This is a genomic window from Streptomyces sp. NPDC001513 (assembly GCF_042894695.1).
Lineage (GTDB): Bacteria > Actinomycetota > Actinomycetes > Streptomycetales > Streptomycetaceae > Streptomyces.
In genome coordinates this window covers 280,172-299,600 of sequence record NZ_JBIAVU010000013.1, presented here as the reverse complement: position 1 = coordinate 299,600, position 19,429 = coordinate 280,172, and the positions used below count along the sequence as shown (strand labels likewise).

General features: G+C 69.2%; 16 protein-coding genes. 8 read left to right on the top strand and 8 right to left on the bottom strand.

Annotated elements, in window-relative coordinates; translation table 11 throughout:
• Positions 1–190: 190 nt before the first annotated feature.
• Positions 191–862 (top strand): DUF4097 family beta strand repeat-containing protein, encoded by a 672-nt coding sequence (locus ACFYZ4_RS28605; protein WP_390785189.1) that lies wholly within the window; start codon positions 191–193, stop codon positions 860–862.
• A 72-nt stretch (positions 863–934) separates the two neighbouring features.
• On the top strand, positions 935–3,214 hold the full coding sequence (locus ACFYZ4_RS28600) for a DPP IV N-terminal domain-containing protein (RefSeq protein WP_390785188.1): 2,280 nt from the start codon (positions 935–937) through the stop codon (positions 3,212–3,214).
• 32 nt (positions 3,215–3,246) lie between these two features.
• On the opposite strand, the gene ACFYZ4_RS28595 is transcribed toward ACFYZ4_RS28600, so the two are convergent.
• The 3 genes from ACFYZ4_RS28595 to ACFYZ4_RS28585 are packed head-to-tail and all read right to left on the bottom strand — an operon-like array spanning position 3,247 to position 5,879.
• Positions 3,247–4,833, bottom strand: a complete 1,587-nt coding sequence (locus tag ACFYZ4_RS28595) for a serine/threonine-protein kinase (protein WP_390785187.1) — start codon at positions 4,831–4,833, stop codon at positions 3,247–3,249.
• Positions 4,834–4,876: 43 nt separating this feature from the next.
• Positions 4,877–5,071: a DUF397 domain-containing protein gene (locus ACFYZ4_RS28590; protein WP_390785186.1), complete on the bottom strand. Its 195-nt coding sequence runs from the start codon at positions 5,069–5,071 to the stop codon at positions 4,877–4,879.
• Complete coding sequence (locus tag ACFYZ4_RS28585; RefSeq protein WP_390785185.1) at positions 5,031–5,879, bottom strand: helix-turn-helix transcriptional regulator; 849 nt, start codon at positions 5,877–5,879, stop codon at positions 5,031–5,033. The genes ACFYZ4_RS28590 and ACFYZ4_RS28585 overlap by 41 nt, the downstream gene beginning before the upstream one ends.
• 529 nt (positions 5,880–6,408) lie before the next feature.
• Here ACFYZ4_RS28585 and ACFYZ4_RS28580 point away from each other — a divergent pair.
• On the top strand, positions 6,409–8,547 hold the full coding sequence (locus ACFYZ4_RS28580; RefSeq protein WP_390785204.1) for a tetratricopeptide repeat protein: 2,139 nt from the start codon (positions 6,409–6,411) through the stop codon (positions 8,545–8,547).
• Positions 8,548–8,576: 29 nt separating this feature from the next.
• Here ACFYZ4_RS28580 and ACFYZ4_RS28575 read toward each other — a convergent pair whose 3' ends face one another.
• The 3 genes from ACFYZ4_RS28575 to ACFYZ4_RS28565 are packed head-to-tail and all read right to left on the bottom strand — an operon-like array spanning position 8,577 to position 10,402.
• The gene (locus tag ACFYZ4_RS28575) at positions 8,577–9,485 is read right to left on the bottom strand and encodes a methionyl-tRNA formyltransferase (RefSeq protein WP_390785184.1); all 909 of its coding nucleotides are present in this window, start codon (positions 9,483–9,485) and stop codon (positions 8,577–8,579) included.
• Positions 9,486–9,519: 34 nt separating this feature from the next.
• Positions 9,520–10,140 carry a DUF6879 family protein gene (locus ACFYZ4_RS28570; protein WP_390785183.1) on the bottom strand — a complete coding sequence of 207 codons (621 nt, stop codon included), beginning with the start codon at positions 10,138–10,140 and terminating at the stop codon, positions 9,520–9,522.
• Entirely contained in the window at positions 10,133–10,402 is a 270-nt protein-coding gene (locus ACFYZ4_RS28565; protein WP_390785203.1) for a hypothetical protein, read from the bottom strand. Before ACFYZ4_RS28565 ends, ACFYZ4_RS28570 begins: the two co-directional genes overlap by 8 nt.
• A gap of 1,072 nt (positions 10,403–11,474) precedes the next feature.
• On the opposite strand from ACFYZ4_RS28565, the gene ACFYZ4_RS28560 reads away from it, so the two are divergent.
• The 5 genes from ACFYZ4_RS28560 to ACFYZ4_RS28540 all read left to right on the top strand — a co-directional run bounded on the left by ACFYZ4_RS28560 (position 11,475) and on the right by ACFYZ4_RS28540 (position 18,210).
• A complete protein-coding gene (locus tag ACFYZ4_RS28560; protein ID WP_351598179.1) occupies positions 11,475–12,119 on the top strand; it encodes a class I SAM-dependent methyltransferase in 645 nt (214 codons plus the stop codon).
• 89 nt (positions 12,120–12,208) lie between these two features.
• Positions 12,209–13,201 (top strand): N-acetylmuramoyl-L-alanine amidase, encoded by a 993-nt coding sequence (locus ACFYZ4_RS28555; RefSeq protein ID WP_351300564.1) that lies wholly within the window; start codon positions 12,209–12,211, stop codon positions 13,199–13,201.
• 151 nt (positions 13,202–13,352) lie between these two features.
• On the top strand, positions 13,353–14,159 hold the full coding sequence (locus tag ACFYZ4_RS28550; protein ID WP_384349441.1) for a hypothetical protein: 807 nt from the start codon (positions 13,353–13,355) through the stop codon (positions 14,157–14,159).
• Between the two features lie 119 nt (positions 14,160–14,278).
• Positions 14,279–15,289: an LLM class F420-dependent oxidoreductase gene (locus ACFYZ4_RS28545; protein WP_390785182.1), complete on the top strand. Its 1,011-nt coding sequence runs from the start codon at positions 14,279–14,281 to the stop codon at positions 15,287–15,289.
• Between the two features lie 173 nt (positions 15,290–15,462).
• A complete protein-coding gene (locus ACFYZ4_RS28540; protein ID WP_390785181.1) occupies positions 15,463–18,210 on the top strand; it encodes a PKD domain-containing protein in 2,748 nt (915 codons plus the stop codon).
• Between the two features lie 75 nt (positions 18,211–18,285).
• Here ACFYZ4_RS28540 and ACFYZ4_RS28535 read toward each other — a convergent pair whose 3' ends face one another.
• Together ACFYZ4_RS28535 and ACFYZ4_RS28530 are read right to left on the bottom strand one after the other, a co-directional pair.
• The gene (locus ACFYZ4_RS28535; RefSeq protein ID WP_351300552.1) at positions 18,286–18,687 is read right to left on the bottom strand and encodes a hypothetical protein; all 402 of its coding nucleotides are present in this window, start codon (positions 18,685–18,687) and stop codon (positions 18,286–18,288) included.
• A 49-nt stretch (positions 18,688–18,736) separates the two neighbouring features.
• Complete coding sequence (locus ACFYZ4_RS28530) at positions 18,737–19,309, bottom strand: hypothetical protein (RefSeq protein ID WP_351300587.1); 573 nt, start codon at positions 19,307–19,309, stop codon at positions 18,737–18,739.
• Positions 19,310–19,429: the final 120 nt, after the last annotated feature.

Here is a 19,429-nt window from a genome sequence, read left to right as displayed (position 1 = left end):
ATTGCAACGTCACGGGCGCAGGATGTTGCATTGAAATCAAAGCCATTGCAATGAAATACCTGCTGTGAGCTGCATAGATGAGATCCGTGCGCAACGAGTGTGTTGCCAGATCTGTGAATGCAACGTAGCTTTTCGTTCATCAGAAACGGCGGGCCGACAGGGAGCCCGCCACTGGAGAAAGAGAAGAACGATGCAGAAGTTCGCCACCGCCGCCCCCGTCTCCGCCGTCCTGGACATCGCCGCGGGCCGCATCCGCCTCATCGCCGCCGACCGCGCCGACACCACCGTCGAGGTCCTGCCCGCCAACGCCTCCAAGGGGCGCGACGTGAAGGCGGCCGAGCAGACCACCGTCGAATACGCCGACGGCATCCTGCGGATCAAGACCCCCGAGGGGAAGAACCAGATCCTCGGCCCCTCCGGGTCCGTCGAGGTCACCGTGCAACTGCCCGCCGGCTCCCGCGTCGAGGCCAAGGCGGCCAGCGCCGAGTTCCGCGGCGTCGGACGCCTCGGAGACGTCGCCTTCGAGGGCGCCCAGGCCACCGTCAAGCTCGACGAGACCGCCGCCGCCCACCTCACCCTCATGGCCGGCGACGTCACCGTCGGACGCCTCGGCGGCCCCGCACAGATCAGCACCCACAAGGGCGACATCACCATCGCCGAAGCCCTCCACGGCACCGTCGACCTGCGCACCCAGGCCGGCGACCTGACCATCGGCGCCGCCCGCGGAGTCTCCGCAACCCTCGACGCCGGCACCACCCACGGCCGCATCAACAACACACTCCGGAACACCGACGGCGCCACCACCGCCCTCACCATCCACGCCACCACCGCCTACGGCGACATCACCGCCCGCAGCAACTGACCCACAGACCCACAACCCCGCACGCCACACCGGCACCGACACCGACACCGGCGAAGGACGAAGGAAGAAACAGTGAGCACCACGCAGAACTACCAGGCCGCCGAGCAGCTCCTGCGCCGTCCCGCCCGCCCCGGTGAGCTCGTCGTCGGCGACAAGGTCAGGCCGCAGTGGATCGACGGAGGCGCCCGCTTCTGGTACGCGGTGAGCCACGGCGCCGGCAAGCGATTCGTACTGGCCGACCCGGCGGCCGGCACCCGCGGGCCCGCCTTCGACCACGCCCGGCTCGCCGCCGCGCTGGCCGCCGCCTCCGGACAGCAGGTCGACCCCGAGGCCCTGCCCTTCATGGCCATCGAACTCGCGGGCAACGCCGTGGAGTTCTACGCGCTCGACGCGTACTGGCGCTGCACGCTGGACGGCTACGTCTGCGAGCAGGCCGAGTTCACGCCGCCGGGCAGCCCGCTGGAAGTGCCCTCCCCCGACGGGAAGTTCGCCGTGTCCCGGCGCGGGCACGACCTGTGGGCGCGCTCCCTGACGGAGGACCGCGAGTGGGCGCTGACCAGCGACGGCGAGAGCGGCCACCAGTACGGCACCGGCCCGGAGTGCACGGCCAACGCCACCCTGCTGCGCAAGATCGGCCTGCCGCACCTGCCGCCCGCGGTGGCCTGGTCCCCCGACTCGACGAAGGTGCTGACGCACCGCACCGACGAGCGCCTGGTCCGGCAGACCCACCTCGTGGAGGCCCGGCCCGCCGACGGCGGCGCGCCCGTGGCGCACACCCAGCGGTACGCCTACGCCGGTGACGAGCACCTGCCGCTGGCCGAGCTGGTCGTGCTGGACGTCGCCTCGGGCACGGTCGTCCGCGCCCAGGCCGAGCCGCTGCTCATGCCGCAGGTGTCGCCGGTCACCGCCAAGTGGGCGTGGTGGGCTCCGGACGGCTCGGCCGTCTACTACCTCGGCAGGCCCCGCGACCTGCGCACCCTCACCCTGTACCGGCTGGACCCGGCCACCGGCGAGGTCACCACGGTCCTCGGCGAGAGCGGGGACACCCGGGTCGAGCCCAACCAGTGGCTGTTCGAGCCGCCGATCGTACGGGTGCTGGCCGACGAGGTGCTCTGGTACTCGCAGCGCGACGGCTGGGGCCACCTGTACCGGTACGACCTGCGCACCGGCGCCCTGCTCGGCCAGGTCACCTCCGGGCCGTGGGCGGTGCGGCAGATCCTGCGGGTCGACGAGGCCGAGCGGGTCGTGTACTTCACCGCCTCCGGGCTGGTCGACGAGGATCCGTACCGGCGCACGGTGTGCCGGGCCGCCCTCGACGGCTCCGGCTTCGCCAAGGTCACGGACGACGGGCTGGACCACGTCGTCACCCTGCCCGCCGACGGCCAGGAGTACTTCATCGACTCCGCCTCCACCGTCGACACCCCGCCCGTGGCCAGCGTCCGCGACTGGGCCGGGCGGGTGCTGGTCGAGCTGGAGCGCGCCGACATCACCAAGCTCACCGCCACCGGCTGGACCGCGCCGGAACGGTTCCGCGTCACCGCGGCCGACGGGGTGACGGACCTCTACGGGGTGCTGTACCGGCCCCGCGGCTTCGACCCCTACCGGCAGTACCCGGTGGTGGACAACCTCTACCCCGGCCCGCAGGTCAACCGGGTCGCCCCGTGCTTCGACCCCGGCGGCATGGGCCTCGACGCGGAACCCCTCGCGGCGCTGGGCTTCGTGGTGGTGGCCCTGGACGGGCGGGGCACCCCCGGGCGGAGCAAGTCCTTCCACGACGCCTCCTCCGGCCGCCTGGCCGACGCCGGCTGCCTCGCCGACCACGCCGCGGCACTGCGGCAGCTGGCCGCGACCCGGCCGTGGATGGACCTGGGCCGGGTGGGCGTGTTCGGCCACTCCGGCGGCGGGTTCGCCGCGGCCCGCGCGATGCTGGACTTCCCCGAGGTGTACAAGGCCGGGGTCGCCCTCTCCGGCTCGCACGACGCCCCCACCTTCAACCTGGGCTTCGTGGAGACCTACGACGGCGCGGACCACCCCGAGGCCTGGGCCCGTACCTCCAACGTGGCCCTCGCGGACCGGCTGGCGGGCAAGCTGCTGCTCGTCCACGGCGCGATGGACGACCAGGTCCACCCGGAGCAGACGCTGCGGTTCGCCGACCGGCTCATCGCCGCCGACAAGGACTTCGAGCTGCTCATCGTGCCCGGGGCCGAGCACACGCTGCTCGACTGCCTGGCCTACGTACGCAAGCGCTCCTGGGACTTCCTGGTGCGCGAGCTGATGGGCGTGCAGCCGCCGACCTACCGCCCCGCCCCCATCGCCCTCGGCCCCGAGCTGCTGAGCGAGCTGTTCTCCTGAGCGCCGGCCCCGCGGCCCCGCCGCCCCGCACTTCAGCGCGGGGCGGCCTTCAGCGCGGCGCGGGCGACCGCCTTCGCCTTGTCCTGGCACTCCGCCGTCTTGTACGGGCTCGCGTACAGGCCCACCCAGACGGAGAGGTTGCCCTCGCGCACGGCGAGGGCGCACGTCCAGTCGAGGCTGGGGCTCCCCCAGTAGGCCTCCGTCCCGAAGGTCAGGTTCGGAGCCGGCGTCTTGTCGGCCGCGTCCACCCGGAAGCGGTCCCGCTGGGCGTCCGCGTTGCGCGCCGCGTCCCCGCCGAGGCTGAGTTCCCAGCGGACGAGGCCGTGGGGCGAGGCGGCCTGGCCGAGCCCGTTCCAGGTGCAGCCCGTACGTACTCCCCAGGCCTCCTTGGAGCGCGTGTCGAGCGAGGAGTCCCGGAGCGCCAACGGCACGGTGTCGGCGGCCTTCGCGCAGGTGGGCAGGCCCGTATACGCGACGGGGGCGTTCATCCGGTCCCGTACGTACGCCACCACCCCGGTGCCGGCCACCAGCAGCACGGCGGCCGCCGCCAGGGCCGTGATCCGCCGCCTGCCGCGCCACGGGCTCCGCGCCGGCGAGCTCGGCTCGGTGGGCGGTTCCGCCGGACGGGGCGGCGCGGACGGAACCTTCGGTACGGGGACGGGCGCTGCCACGTGCGTGGGTTCCGGGGCAGGAGGCAACGGCTCGGGTTCGGCGGCCGGGCCGCCTTCGAGCAGCCCGTCGATCTGCGCCCGCTGCGCGGCGAGCATCCCGTACACGGCGGAGGGCCACTGCCGCCCCGCCGGGGTCACCGGCCCGATCAGCTCGCGCAGTTGCGCCGGGGACGGTCTGGCCTCCGGGTCCTTGGCCAGGCAGCGCGCGACGAGGTCGCGCAGCCCCGCCGGGACCTCGCTCAGGTCCGGCTCGGCGTGCACCACGTCGTACAGCGTCTGGAGGGTGGAGGTGCCGGCGAAGGGACTGCGGCCGGTCACCGACATGGCCAGGACGGAACCGAGCGAGAAGACGTCGCTGGCGGGCGTGAGCGGCTTGCCCTCGGCCTGCTCGGGGGACATGTACGCGGGCGAACCGACGACCCACCCCGTACGCGTCAGCCCGGTGTCGCCCTCGGCCTCACCCTCGGTGACCCGTGCGATGCCGAGGTCGATGACGCGAACGCCGTCCTCGGCGAGGAGCACGTTGTCGGGCTTGAGGTCCCGGTGGACGAGCCCGGCCCGGTGGATCTCGGCCAGGGCGGAGGTCAGTCCGGCCGCGAGGCGCCGTACGACGTCCTCCGGCAGCACCCCGACCGCCTTGACCACGGCCCCCAGCGAGGGCCCGGCCACGAACACCGAGGCCAGCCAGGGCGTCGGCGCGTCCGGATCGGCGTCGATCACCGCGGCCGTGTAGGCCCCGGACACCTTGCGCGAGGCGGCGACCTCACGCCGGAACCGGGCCCGGAAGCCCTCGTCGTCCGCGAAGTGCGCGAGTACCTGCTTGACGGCGACGAGCCGCCCGTCCGGCCCGGCGCCCAGCAGCACCCGCCCCATCCCGCCCTGCCCGAGCACGCCGACGACCTCGAACGGCCCCACGTGCGTCGGGCCGCCCGGCCCTACGTGCTCCATAGCCTCTGCTCCCCCGGATCCCCTGCCCCCAGTCGGGAGCGGATCATACAGAGAGGGCCCTCACGAAGGTGGCGAAAGCCGCAGGGTGAACGGTGAAGACGGGCCCATCGGGATTCTTGGAGTCCCGAACGGCGACAAGACAGGGCTGCGCGGCGACCTCGACGCAGTTGCCGCCGGTGTCGGCGCTGTACGAGGACTTACGCCACCGCGCGCCCGTCAGGTGCTGGTTGGTGTCCATAGCGCTCCTCCAATACTCGGGCGATCAGCGCCGCCGACCCCTCCAGGGACAGTGCGGCAGCCTGCAAAAGATCGTATCGGAGCGAACCCTCCCTGACGGCCTGAGGATTGGCCGTCATATGGCCCTGCACGAAGTCCTCGGTGTACACGATGTCCGGGTCGCTGTCGAAGCGCAGCATGGTGAACGACCCCGGCAACCCAGCATGGGCGCCCGCCTCGAAGGGCAAGATCTGCACCTTCACCCACTCCCGACTCTGGAGGTCCAGCAAACGGGTGAGCTGATTCCGCATGACTTCCGGGCCGCCGATTTCCTGGTGCAGCACGGCCTCGCTCAGCACGATCCACATCAGTGGCGGGTTCTCACGGTCGAGGATCCGCTGGCGCTCCATGCGGGCCGCCACCCTCGCGTCGAGGTTCTTCTTGTTCCGCACGCCCAGCACCGCCCGCGCGTACTCCTCCGTCTGCAACAGCCCATAAACCAACTGCGCTTCGAAGGACGAAACGTACGCGGCCCGGGCCTCCATCTCCGCATACGGCTGGAACCACGTCGGCAAGACGCTCCGCAGGACCAGCCCCACCAGGCGGGAGAAGTGCCCGTCCGTGCCCAGCGCCGCGTCGACCCGTTCGGAGAAGTCCCGCGTCGGCACCCGCTTCGTGTTCTCCACCTGGCCGATCAGCGAGCCGGTGCAGTAGATGATGTCGCCGAGCTGCGACTGCTTCAGCCCGGCGGCCTCGCGCAGCCGACGCAGTTCGTAGCCGTAGTAATCCAGCGGTGAGGCGCTGGGATCAAGATCGCGCACGCCGACCATGGACGGTCACCCCCAAGCCAGTTGTGGTTCCGTAGCCGAGCGTAATCGCCCGGCTGCGGACAGGTGGCCTGAATCACGCAATCGGCCCGGCTCCGGTCCACGCGCCGGCCCCGCCGTCGGCGCCGATGCGTACGTGGGTGAACCGACCTAGGGCCGGTGCGCATGGGAGGAGTTGTTCGGGCGGCCAAAGGCCGAAAAGGCACTTTCGGACAGCGCCGCGAAGGGCAGGATCCCAGACAGGACTCCACCGAGGACCACCGGAGCGGCAGCCGATTGAGGCAAGGACCACGATGCGCAAGCGTGCTCTCGACAGGCCCGACTCGAGGCGAGTTGAGAGGGTGTCCGGATCCTTTGGTGCAAGCATGGAAGAGGTGAGGTGCGGCTACTCGGCGTGAATAGGTCACGCCCAAACGTGTCCTTTTGATCCCAACAGATGAGACTTCTTAGGTGTGATGTCAGTGCATGTGCTCACGATTTCAGAGTACGCGACCAACTTCCCCTCCGGCCGCGACCTCCACTTCGACCTGTGGTGAGGGGACAGAATGAAGGCCATGCCGATGGAGAAGGTCGGGTCTACCAAAGCTCTGGCGATCAGTACATTACCGAGAACAATTATTCGAACGCTTCGTGGGTCGGGCCCGACTCGGTCCGACACCCACCCATCGGGCGAGTCCCCTTGATATTGCGGGATCGAAATGATCTCATGAGTCGCCTGAAATCAGCTGTCGCCAAAGACCGAGCCAACGACGTATTCGTCCTCCACGGTCTAGGCGGTTCCGGTAAGACAGCCGTCGCATCTGCAGTTTTCAAGCATGCGACAACCGAGTCTGGCCGCTTGGGCCTATGGGTCAATGCCTCGGACCAGACGTCGTTGCGCGCCGGCATGCTCGCCGTAGCAGCCGACAGAGGAGCGCACGAAGGCGAACTCATGGCTGCACGAAACGGATTACGCGCAGCTGCGGACCTCGTATGGGATCGGCTTGATCAATCTGCCCAGCCCTGGCTGCTGGTCCTGGACAATGCCGATGATCCAGCGATTCTCCGTGATGGGGCTTGGCTGCGTACCAGCCCCCGTGGCACGGTTCTCGTCACAACACGACAAGCAGCAACTTACTGGTGGCCAGCAGCCCAACTGCTGCACGTGGGCGTCTTGCCGCGCGACGAAGCCGCCCAGGTCTTGTGCGACCTCGCACCGCAGGCTGGGACAGCAGAGGAAGCTGCCGCTGTCGCGGATCGCCTCGGTCGCCTCCCTCTGGCCTTGACCTTGGCTGGTGGGTTTCTTGCCCATCAAGTGATCGAGCCGTGGTCAATGGCAGAGTACGATCGCCACCTTTCGAGTCGTCGTGACCTCATAGAGCTGCTCGACCAAGGCGCCGGAGCTGACTCCAGCGACTCTCGACATCTCGCGAGTAGTACGTGGCAAATCTCGCTGGAAAACCTGGTGAACCAAGGATTGCCTGAAGCCGTCACGCTTCTGCAACTTCTTTCCTGCTGGTCAAGCGAATCACTCCCATTGCCACTTCTCTCTGGCGTTGAAGTAGGTCAAGAACTACCGAAAGACCGCGTGGAGCTAGCTCTTCGTGGGCTACTGGATCATTCACTGACCGAGCTTGTGACAATTGGTCAGCGTTGCGTGCGGACACACGGTGTCCTCCTCCACAGTGTTGCCCGCAGCGTTCCCGTAGATCGCCAGGACCTACTCGCGCTATCAGCCTCAAAGCTGCTTATCGCGAAGATTCCAGAGCTGCCCGAACGAGGTAAGCCAGAACCACAGGCAGGTTTGCTGGCCCCACATGCCCTAGCCCTGATCCGTCGTGTCAGCGCGTGGCACGACGTGCGTCAGACAGCCGCCGAAGCGGCGTTCGAAGCTGCCTTTCGACTGATAATTACTCAACATCGGGGAGGGGACTATGCATCGGCATTATCACTGGCACGTGAGGCTACAGAATTGGGAGAGGCGCGGCTGGGAGAGGACCACATCCTTGTCCTGAGAATTCGTCAGCGTGTAGGAAAATCTGTCGACAGACTCGGTCGCCTTGAGGAAGCAGCTGACCTTCACCGCCAGGTACTTGCTGACCTTGAGAGGGTATGTGGAGTTGACTCGCCCGATACACTGACGAGTTGCCTGCATCTCTCACGCCCACTTACTTGGCTTGGCCATACAGCCGAAGCCGTGGGGCTCATGCATCGCACAGTCTCTGGACGGGTAGCCCATCTGGGCCGTTGGCATCCACTGACACTCGAGGCAATGGCCTGCCTATTGGAGCTTCCCCCCGGGCCTGAACTGGAAAGCGAAGCGGGCGCCGGTCCTGCCTTGGTAAGCGACTGCCTTCGCGAACTCGGAGCGCATCACCCGATCACCCTTTCCGCCGAGTTGAATTGCGCTCACGCCCTGTTCAATACGGGGCAACCTGATGAGGCGTTGCCACGCGCGCGTAGGGCTGTCGCGCAACACGAGTCTCGCTATGGGGCTGAGTATCCAATCACCCTAGCTGCTCGAAGCTTGCTGGGAAGTGCCCTCAGCGCGGTGGGTCAGAATGATGAGGCGATCGAACAGACAGGGCTCGTCGTAAATGGGCGAGAGCGCATCCTTGGACCGACGCACCCTTGGACTGTGATCGCCAAGCAAAAGCTTGCCAACTATCGGCAGATCGCAGGTCAGGAGTAGGAATCAATCCGACGAATGATGCTGGGGTTCTAGCGAGAAGAACGTGCCAATTCAGGCGGATCCGCAGGAACTGAATCCACGATCCACAAGGAGCCATCCGCACATTCCCTCTCGATACCTCCAGTAGGCTCAAGAGAGGTCCGCAGAAGCCTTATCCAACCAGCCCCGACGCGCGCCGTAGGGCCGGATTTTCCGGAGCTTCCAAACCTGATGGCGCGAACCTGATTGTGGATGCTGCGTCTCCCATTGCGCCAATCCACTTGATGGAAACTCTCCTCCATCCAGCCCGCATACATGTGATCACCGGCCTGCTGGACTTCGCCTGGACATCCATCAGCGACGCGTTTCAGAGCTACAGGAAGCAGCCTGGAGATTACTTGATTCACGTCATCCCATAGCTTCTCCGGGATGACGTCGTCCTCAAGAGCAATCCCTGCTTCTTGCGCGAGAATCCTTCCGGCGTCGAACTCCTCTTCCATCCAATGGATTGACACACCGATCTCTGCGTCACCGTTTCGGATTGCCCAGTTGACAGGAATTGGCCCTCTATATTGGGGCAGCATGGATGTGTGCACGTTGATACCCCCCAGCCTTGTCGACTGGAGAACCGAGGCAGGGAGGCGCCAGGGGAACCCGTAGCAAACAATCAGATCGGCGTTGTAGCACGCCAGCACGTTCGCAAGATTCCCCTTTCCACCAGGTACAAAGAAATCCATTCCCGGTGGGATGTCGTCAATGATACCGCCCACAACGTCCCCTGCACCGGACCGCGTTCCCCCGTTGGGAATCAACGAACGCGCATGCATATAGAGCACAGGCTCATATCCGGCCCGGTGACATGCTTCTCTTAGCACAGAGAACCCGGAAGCAGAGTAGGAGATCAGGATGATTCGCACGTCTCGCCCCATTTTCTCGCGTGAGCGCTCCTCGCTTGCCATGGTTCGAAGGAGCGCCGAGTGCTCGCGGCCCCAGCTAGCCGGCTGAATTGATCGCGGGAGGCGGGAGCGGAGCGACTCGCCGCCCGAAGAAGGAGCGCAGCTGCTCCCCTTTCGCATGCAATCCCTGAATGAATTCCCTGCATTTCGAGATCACATTGACGTCGGTGAACTTAATTCCACCAGCAAGGTTTCCGTCATCATCGTAGATGATTTCATACATGACGAGCTCACCCAGCACTACGACCTCTGGCAGCAAGCCTTCACTTTCGCCGCCCGGAAGGTTCTCCTTCGGCAGCACCCGCGTTCTTTCTCCATGCTTTTCTTTGAGGCGTAGAAGATGCAACTCCCACTGCAGATAAGGGGTGATGGGCTCCTCGACGACCCGAACACGATGCAGCGCGAATCCGCTTTGCGTGATCCGCTCGAAATAACTCTCGAAGTGGCCCTCTTGATCGGCAATCAAAGACAGCGCTTCCTGCCATTCCCCTCGCCGGAACGCTTCCCAGCTGTCGACACCGGCCTCCCTGAAGGTCTGGCGCCGTTCAAGCTTCCAGAAGCCAGTTGCTCCAGAATTCCAGAAGTACCGGTCAAAGTCTTCTAGATAGGCATCCAGGCCGAGCCGTTCACGCGGCGCTTCAGCGAGCAGGCTACGCATCAGGAGTGTCCACCTTTGCCGAGACTGCGGTCCTGCGCGGGATGACAACCAGTCGCTCGTCCGGGGCGATCTTCGCGTCCGGCGGGAGCTTGTCTCTGTAGGAATCGGTAAGGTCCCTCCCGATCACCGCGATGTCGCCGTTCTCCAGTTCCCAAATATCCGGGCAGCCGGACTCACCACCCGTGGTTCCCAACTCCTCGGGGGACTTCCCGAGGCGGCGAACCATCGGTGAGGAAGGATCTGCTTCCCATGCACGGACCATCGTGACCTCCCGAGTCATTTGAGACATCGTCATTTATGGGGTGTTGCGGTAGGTACTGGCAAGAGGTGGTGGCGAGTTTCAGCCAAGTAGCGGGAGCGTGCAGACGGACCCGCGCAGAAGCTGCCGCGCTACGGCACTGGGCCAAATTGCCTTCGTCTATGGGGCGTTGCCCATGGCTTGCATCATCCGAGGAGGTCACGTCACCGCATGCGATCCGCATCCGGCGCGGAATCCTTCCGGCCACCTGCGAGTGATCCCGCCACCGGCAGCAACCGACGTTGCCGACCGCCTGGAGGTGTGGCCTCCTGATCCGCCAACCCATCCCAGTCGCGCTTGAACCCGCTACGCCTGGGGTAGAGGGTGAGGCAGGCCAACCCACCTTCACCCGTTGAGTGTTGGGGCGAAAATCGGTGGGTGAGCTTCGGATCCCGCACTGTCGCCTGTGGCGTACTTTGGACATGCGCCGTTGCCTAGTGATGTGCGCTTACCGATGCGCAAGGGGCCGATGACTAGCTCTGATGGGGGGAGCTGTGGAGCCAGCGGTTGTGGCATTGGCGAGCAGTGCCGGCACGACAGTCGTCACCTTGATGGCCACTGACGCATGGCAACGCGTACGGGAGGGAATCGCGTCCCTTTGGCGCCGTGGGCAAGTGGAGCGTGCGGCAGCGGTGGTTGCCGAACTCGATGCCAACCGTGAGGACCTCCTCGCTGCCGTGGCAGCCGGTGACCAGCACATCGAAGGTGAGCTTCAGGCGGAGTGGCAGGGAAGGCTCCGACGTCTCCTTGCAGCACAGCCGGAGCTGGTCGAAGACCTGAGGAGACTCGTAGACGAATGGAGCCCGCCTGCCGGCCCGGCCCCCGTGGTGACGCAGCGCGCCACGGCCTCCGGGAGCGCGAGGGTCTATCAGGCAGGGCGAGACCAGCACATCTCGAACCAGTAGGCGGTCAAACAGATCGCGGCCCGGGCGCCCGTCCGGCCCGCCAGCCCGGTCCGCCCGCCCGGGCCCCGGCATGGACCCCTACCCGGCGGTAGGGCAGCATGGGCCGACCAGTCTCAGCCCAGGAGGAACCCATGGCCGCCCACCCCAAGCCGGAGACCCTCGCCGCCTTCGAGGCCGCCAAGGGGTTCATGCCCGTACGGGAGGGGCTCGCGCTGTACGAGGCGGCCGCTGCCGCGGCCGGGCTCGGGCTGCCGCTGCTGGAGGTCGGGACGTACTGCGGGCGGTCCACCATCCTGCTGGCCGACGCCGCCCGCGAGGCCGGCGTCGCGGCGATCACCGTCGACCACCACCGCGGCAGCGAGGAGCAGCAGCCGGGCTGGGAGTACCACGACCCGAGCGTCGTGGACCCGGAGGTCGGCCTGATGGACACGCTGCCCACCTTCCGCCGGACCCTGCACAAGGCCGGTCTCGAAGACCACGTGATCGCGATCGTGGGCCGGTCCCCGCAGGTCGCCGCGGCCTGGGGCGGCAAGCTCGGTTTCGTCTTCATCGACGGCGGCCACACCGACGAGCACGCGGGCGGCGACTACGAGGGCTGGGCCCCGCACGTCGCGGAGGGCGGCACGCTGGTGATCCACGACGTGTTCCCGGATCCGGCCGACGGCGGGCAGGCCCCGTACCGGATCTACCTGCGCGCCCTGGCCTCCGGCGCCTTCGAGGAGATCTCCGTCACCGACTCGCTGCGCGTGCTGCGCCGCACGGGGCCGGGCATCTGAGCCTACGAACGCCGGGCAGACAATCGCACCACGCCCCCGGATGGCCCAGGGTCCGGCCGGGCGGCGGCGCAGCGGTCTAGCATCGCCGCGTGCGCAAAGACGGCAGTGCCCCGCCCCCCGAGTCCGGTTCCTCGGTCAGTCCGGACCGGCCCTGGTTCACCCGACGCTCCACGCTCGTCGTCGGGGTCGCCGCACTCGCTCCGGCCGCTCTGGCGGGCTGGGTGCTGACCCAGGTGCTGGCCGGCTCCGGGTCCGACGGGCAGCAGCCGCGGCCGCTGCCCGCGTCGCACGCGGCCGGGTCGCCCGGTCAGCGGGACGCGAAGTCCGGGTCCACCGCGAGCGGCAGCCCGACCGCGGTCGCGACCACGCCCGCGGCGGCCCCCGTACCCGCCCCCGCGCCCGCCAAGGGCCCGCTGGCAGGCAAGACGGTGGTCGTCGACCCCGGCCACAACACGGGCAACTTCAAGCACACCGACGAGATCGACCAGCAGGTCGACATCGGCACGGGTCACAAGGAGTGCGACACCACCGGCACCACCACCAACTCCGGTTACATGGAGGCGGAGTTCACCTACGACGTGTCCCAGCGCCTGCGGGCGGCCCTGGAGGCGCAGGGCGCAAAGGTGGTCCTCACCCACCAGCAGGACCGGCCGTGGGGCCCCTGCATCACCGAGCGGGCCCGCATCGGCAACGAGGCGAACGCCGACGCCGTCGTCTCCGTCCACGCCGACGGGGTCTCGGCCGGCAGCCGCGGCTTCCACGTCATCCTCCCCGCCAAGGTCAAGGGCGGCGCCGCGGACACCTCGAAGATCGTCGGCCCCTCCCGCGAGCTGGGCGAACGGATCGCCGGGAACTTCGCCCGCACCACCGGCTCGGCCCCCGCCAACTACCTCGGCAGCGGTACCGGTTTGGTCGTCCGGGACGATCTCGGCGGACTGAACCTGTCAACTCGGCCCAAGGTGTTCATCGAATGCGGCAACATGCGTGATGCCAAGGACGCGGCGCAGCTGACGAGTCCGGAGTGGCGGCAGAAGGCGGCGCAGGGCATCGCGGACGGCATCGTCGGCTTCCTCGGCGGGTAGTCCCACTCGGCAGCCCCGTCGGGGCTGCTCGCCGCCCCGATCCTCTCGGCCGCGGGGAACGTCCGTACCATGGTGCCGCCCGACCTGCTGCAGGCACGATCTGCGACCGCGGCACCACGAGACGACCGAGACCGAGAAGGACACCTAAGACGTGAACATCCGCTCCCTCACTCGAGGCGACGGCGTGGTGATCGGAGCAGCGGTGCTGCTGTTCATCGCCTCGTTCCTCGATTTCTACTCCACGACGGGTGGCGACCTCCCGAGCGCGTGGGACACCGACGCCTACCGTCTGGCGCTTCCCAGCGTCTTCCTGCTCGGCTTCATCGCCGCCGGTCTGCTCATCGCGGCCCGTTTCCAGCCGGAGACCCGCAAGGTGCTGGGCTTCCCGCTGACGGCGTGGGGCACCGTGCTCGCCGTCTCGGCCGCCTGGTCCGCGCTGTGGGCCCTGATCACCTGCCCGAGCCAGCTCGACCTGGGCGCCGGCGCCGTCCTCGCCTTCCTCGCCACCCTGGCGCTGGCCGGTGTGGCCGTGGCCGGTGCGAAGATCCCGGCCCTCGCGGGCCAGCTGGTGCCGGAGCCGAAGCCGGCCGCGGTGCCGCCGTACGCGGGCCAGCCCCAGCCGGGCGCCGGGTACGGCTACCCGGGCGGGCAGCAGCCCTACGGTTCCACCCCGCAGCCGGTCCCGCCGTACGGCGGCACCCCGACGCCGGCGCCGCAGGACGTCCACCAGGCGGCCCCGGCGCCCGCCCCGGCGGCGGACTTCACCCCGTTCTGGTTCGCGGTCCCGGTGGCCCGCCCCCTCTTCGCCGAGGACGGCACCCCCACCCCGATCGCGGAACTCGCCCCGGGCACCTGGTACCTGGCCGTCGAACAGCGCGGCCCGGCCACCCTGGTCGCGCAGACCCAGGACGGCCGCCGCGGCATCCTGAACGACACCTCGGGCATCCAGCGCGGCTGAGCCCCGCTCCCGCGCACACGACGGCCCCCCGCCCTTCCGGGCGGGGGGCCGTTGCCTTACAGTCGCCAGGCCCCTGACGCATCGTCAGGTACGGCTGTCGGCACCGCGGAGGGACGTTCATGCGCCTCGGACTCGCACTCGGCTACTGGGGCCGCGGCCCCCAGCCCGCCCACCTCGACCTGGCCACCGAGGCCGAAACCCTCGGCTACGACTCGGTGTGGACCGCCGAGGCCTGGGGCTCGGACGCCTTCACCCCGCTGACCTGGATCGCCGCGCACACCTCGCGGATCCGCCTCGGCACGGCCATCGCGCAGATGGCCGCCCGCACCCCGACGGCCACCGCCATGCACGCCCTCACCCTGGACCACCTCTCCGGCGGCCGGATGATGCTGGGCCTCGGCCTGTCCGGCCCGCAGGTGGTCGAGGGCTGGTACGGGCGACCCTTCCCCGCGAGCCCGCTCACCGCGACCCGCGAGTACGTCGACGTCATCCGCCAGGTGCTGCGCCGCGAGGGCCCGGTCGCGCTGGACGGCCGCTTCCACAGCCACCCGTACCGCGGTGAGGACGGCACCGGTATCGGCAAGCCCCTGAAGCCCATCACCCACCCGCTCCGCGCCGACCTGCCGCTCCTGCTGGGCGCGGAGGGACCGAAGAACATCGCCCAGACCACGCGGATCGCGGACGGCTGGCTGCCCCTGTACTGGTCGCCGACCCGCACCGACGTCTACCAGGCCGCGCTCACCGACCTCCCCGAGGGGTTCATGATCGCGCCAATGGCCCGCGCCAAGGTCTGCGACGACGTCGCGGAGGGGCTGTTCCCGGTCAAGGCGATGCTCGGCTTCTACATCGGCGGCATGGGGCACGCGGCCCGCAACTTCCACGCAGACCTGATGGCCCGGATGGGCTACGAGGAGGAGGCGCGCCGCATCCAGGAGCTGTTCCTCGCCGGCCGCAAGGAGGAGGCGGTGCTGGCCGTCCCGGACGCCTTCGCCGACGAGATCTCCCTGGTCGGGCCCCGCGAGCGGATCGCCGAACGCCTGGAGCTGTGGCGCAAGGGCCCGGTCACCGACCTCCTCGTGACGGCCCCGGACCCGCACACCCTGCGCGTCCTGGCGGAGCTCAACAGCTAGGTCAACGATCCGACAATGTGATGTGACAGCGGCTGTCCGAAAGTGGATGATGATCGTCGTCGCTGCGGGTTGCGCGTGCGCCCGACTGCCGCCGGGGGGAACCGGCCTCATACGGTCGCGAGCGCCGCACCCATGGCGACCCACGTCGTCCTCTGCTCGAAGGAACCCTTCTGGTGCGTCCCACTCGCGCGACCGTCCTGCTGACCGCGGGTCTCGTCTCCCTCCTCGGCCTGCCGGCGACCGCGGCCGCCGCCGAAACCCCGACCGATCTGTACGTGGACAACCACTCGCTCGCCGCCTGCTCGGACAGCGGCCCCGGTACGTACGCCACGCCTTTCTGCACGATCTCGGCCGCGGTCAAGGTCGTGCAGCCGGGCCAGACCGTGCGCATCGAACCGGGCGTCAAGCCCTACGACGAGAACGTCACCGTCAACCGTGGCGGGCTGCCGGGCAAGCCGATCACCTTCGTCTCCGACGGGGTGGAGGCCAACCCGAAGTTCAGGCTGGCGCCCGGCAAGAGCCTGACCATCGGCAACGTCTCCTTCGTGAAGGTCGTCGGACTGGACGCCCCGGCCGGTGTCCGGGTCACCGGTTCCACCGACGTGGAGCTGCGCGGGCTCGCCGCCGGCGGCAACCCCGACTCCGTCACGATCGACGGGGGCAGCGGGAACGTCCGCCTCCAGCACAGCAAGCTGAAGACGTCCGTCCGCGTCGAGAACGCGCACGACGTCGTACTGAGCCGCAACGAGATCCAGGGCTACGTCAACGCGGCGGTCTTCGCCTGGGACGCGACGGGCCTGGTCGTCACCAACAACACGATCCGCCGCGACTGCGAGGCGGGCATCAAGCTCGCCGGCGGCTCCACCGGCTCGTCCCTGTTCAACAACGTGGTCCACACCGACTTCGAAGCCGGCTGCGGGAACCTCGATGCGCGCTACGGCATCGAAGTGGCGCAGACCGCGGCCACCGGCACCCGCGCCGACTACAACCTGATCACCGGCCCCTTCTCCGCGGACCGGGTGGCCTACAAGTGGGCCGGCGCCACCTACCCGGACCAGGCGTCCTTCCACGCCGGGACCGGCCAGGGCGCGCACGACATCCTGACCCCCTCGCGCACGGGCGTCGGCGCGGTGGACGGTTCGCCCACGGTCGACTCCGCGGACGCGACGGCGCCGGGCGTCCTCCTCACCGACTACTTCGGGCGGGAGATCGGGGACGACCCGCGCGTGCCCAACACCGGCAAGGACGGCGGGTACCTGGACCGCGGTGCCTTCGAGCTGTACGACGAGCTGCGCAGTGTCCGGGCGGAGCTCGAACAGGGCTGGGCCCCGGTCGGCACCACCGTGAAGATCAAGGCCACGGCGGACAGCCGCTGGCTCGCCGCGCTCACCTACGCGTACGACTTCGGCGACGGCACCGCGCCGGTCGTCACCTCGGCCACCAGTGCCGAGCACGTCTACGACAAGCCGTGCGCGTGCACGGTCAAGGTGACGGCGTCCAACAAGGTCCGCCAGCAGGTCTCCGCCACCGTGACGGCCAAGGTCACCGCGGCCACCCCGCTGACCACGGCCTTCACCGCGCAGCCCGTCCTGCCGAACCCGGACGCCCCGAGGGAGTTCGTGCCGCCGCTGTCCGCCGAGGCCGACCCGCGCGGCGCCACCACGCCGTGGCCGGTGCAGCGCGTGGACGTGGACTTCGGTGACGGCGCGAAGGAGAGCCGCGACGCCCTGGAGCCGGTCCGGCACGCCTACAAGCAGCCCGGCACGTACAAGGTGACGACGACCCTCACGGACGTCAAGGGCGCCACCTCGACGGCCGAGCGGACCGTGCAGGTCGCCTACACCCCGGCCGGCTACGTCTCGCAGCGGCCGTTCCGCGTCCTGGACACCCGTACCACCAACACCCCCGTCCAGGGCGGCACCGCCACCGCGTTCTCCCTGCCGGTCGTCTACACCGGTTCCGGCCCGCACCACTCGGCCGGCGCCTCCGCGGCCGTCGTGAACGTGACGGTCACCGGCGCCACCGAGGACACCCACCTCAGCGTGTGGCCGTCGGGCCAGGCCCGCCCGGTCACCTCGAACGTCAACGTCAAGGCGGGCGGCACCTCCTCCAACACGGTCACCGTCCCGGTGGGCGCCGACGGCAAGCTCTCGGCGCAGCTCAACTCCGGCAAGGCCGCGCTGATCGTCGACTTCGTCGGCTACTACCAGCCGAACGGCGGTGACCGGTTCTCCCCGCTCGCCCCGACCCGCGTCCTCGACACCCGCACCACCGGCGGCGCGCTGGGCGGCGGCCAGACCCGCACCGTGAAGGTCGCCGGGGTCAACGGCATCCCGGCGGACGCCAAGGCGGTCGCCCTCAACCTGACCGCCACCGGCGCGACCGAGCAGGCGCACGTCATCGCCTACTCGGAGCCGGACAAGCGCCCGGTCAGCTCGAACCTCAACCTCGAACCGGGCAAGGACAAGTCCAACCAGGCCATCGTCCCCGTCGGCCCGGACGGCACGGTCATCCTCTACACCAACACCGGCTCCACGCACCTGATCCTGGACGCGGTGGGCTACTACGCCGCGAACGGGAGCACCCTCTTCACGCCGACCGTTCCGCAGCGCCTCGCCGACACCCGCGCCACCGGCAAGCTCGCGCCCGGCGTCACCGCCTCGGTCGCCGGCCTGCCCGCCGGCGCGGTCGGCGCGGCCCTGAACGTGACCGCCACCGACACCACCGGCCCCGGCTTCCTCACCGTCTACGGCCACGGCGGTACGAAGCCCGAGGCCAGCAGCCTCCAGACCCGCCCCGGCGAGACCGTCCCCAACCACGTGACCAGCCCCGTCGCCGACGGCCGCGTCAGCATCTGGAACAGCTGGGGCGGCAGCAACCACGTGATCACCGACCTGTTCGGCTACTTCACCCAGGGCTAGCCCCTCCGGGAGCACCCGCAGCACACCGGAGCCCCGGTCACCGCGCACACCGCGGTGACCGGGGCTCCCGGCGTGTCAGGGCGAGGGGGTGTCCGTGTCCGCCTGCGGGACGGCCTCCAGCAGCTCGCGCACGTCCAGCGGCATCACGGCGATCTCGATGCTGCCGCCGCCCTCGTAGGTGCAGGTGACGATCCGCGAGCCGGGGTGGATGACGATGCCCTCCTTCACGGAGGGGACCCGCACCCCGGTGGCCCGCCCGCCGGGCAGCGGTACGGGCTCACCGCGCTCGGGGACCCAGCGGGCCGCGCCCCCGTCGGCGTACACGCGCCCCGCCCGCCAGCGCCCCTCGCCGGCGGGCCGGCGCGCCATCCCGGGGATCCCGGGCACGGGACCGGCGGCCGTCCGCGCGAGGTGCTTGCGCCGTACCAGCCACGCGGCTCCGGCGGCCCCGGCGGCGAGGAACACGTACTCGATCATCCGCCCATTGAAACAGGCCGCGGCCGGCCGCCGGACCGGGCGGGCGGGCTCAGCCGCCGGTCAGCTGGGACGTGCTCGGGACCTTGTCGACGACCTCGGCGCCCGCGCTCTTGCCGGCCTCCTTGACGCTGCTGATGACGTCGTCGAAGGAGTTGATGTCGGCGTCGCCGGCCTCGCCCTTGCGCAGTTTGCTGCCGAGGCCCTTGAGGGACGCGATACCCGCCGTCAGCGGCGCCATCGCCTTGGCCAGCAGCGGGTCGCCCTTGGCGTTGTCGGCCGCCGCCTTCAGCCGGTTGTACGCGAACGCGCCCGCGAGGCCCGCCTTGATGAGCGCGAACGTCCGGCCCTTCGCGCCCTTCTTGAACTTGCCCGCGCGGTACGGCTTGACGATCCACTGGTACGTCGCACCTGCCGCGAGGCCCGCGTTGGCCACGAAACGCGTCTTGGCGAACTTCTGCTTCTCGGCGGACGTGCTGGGCGACGGCGTCACCGCGGCCAGTTCGTCGGCCTCGGCCGCGACGGGCTCCGCGGCCGCGAGGGCGGCCAGCTCCCCCATCGACGCGGCGGACAGCTCCTCGCGCGGGCCGCTCCCGCCACTGCCGCAGGCGGTGGCGCCGACCATCAGCGCGGTGGAGAGGACCACCGCCGTGACGGCACGGCGGAATCGGACGGTCGTGGGTACGGACACGGTTTCCTCCGGGGACTGAGGCGTCCCTCGCAGCCTCACCCCGGCCCCACACCC

Excerpts from the sequence above, each read along its gene's own strand:
- ACFYZ4_RS28535 (WP_351300552.1), bottom strand. The coding sequence starts at position 18,687 with ATGATCGAGTACGTGTTCCTCGCCGCCGGGGCCGCCGGAGCCGCGTGG.
- ACFYZ4_RS28565 (WP_390785203.1), bottom strand. The coding sequence starts at position 10,402 with ATGGTCCGTGCATGGGAAGCAGATCCTTCCTCACCGATGGTTCGCCGC.
- ACFYZ4_RS28545 (WP_390785182.1), top strand. The coding sequence starts at position 14,279 with ATGCGCCTCGGACTCGCACTCGGCTACTGGGGCCGCGGCCCCCAGCCC.
- ACFYZ4_RS28590 (WP_390785186.1), bottom strand. The coding sequence starts at position 5,071 with ATGGACACCAACCAGCACCTGACGGGCGCGCGGTGGCGTAAGTCCTCG.
- ACFYZ4_RS28530 (WP_351300587.1), bottom strand. The coding sequence starts at position 19,309 with ATGGTCGGCGCCACCGCCTGCGGCAGTGGCGGGAGCGGCCCGCGCGAG.
- ACFYZ4_RS28560 (WP_351598179.1), top strand. The coding sequence starts at position 11,475 with ATGGCCGCCCACCCCAAGCCGGAGACCCTCGCCGCCTTCGAGGCCGCC.
- ACFYZ4_RS28575 (WP_390785184.1), bottom strand. The coding sequence starts at position 9,485 with ATGGCAAGCGAGGAGCGCTCACGCGAGAAAATGGGGCGAGACGTGCGA.
- ACFYZ4_RS28595 (WP_390785187.1), bottom strand. The coding sequence starts at position 4,833 with ATGGAGCACGTAGGGCCGGGCGGCCCGACGCACGTGGGGCCGTTCGAG.
- ACFYZ4_RS28570 (WP_390785183.1), bottom strand. The coding sequence starts at position 10,140 with ATGCGTAGCCTGCTCGCTGAAGCGCCGCGTGAACGGCTCGGCCTGGAT.
- ACFYZ4_RS28585 (WP_390785185.1), bottom strand. The coding sequence starts at position 5,879 with ATGGTCGGCGTGCGCGATCTTGATCCCAGCGCCTCACCGCTGGATTAC.
- ACFYZ4_RS28605 (WP_390785189.1), top strand. The coding sequence starts at position 191 with ATGCAGAAGTTCGCCACCGCCGCCCCCGTCTCCGCCGTCCTGGACATC.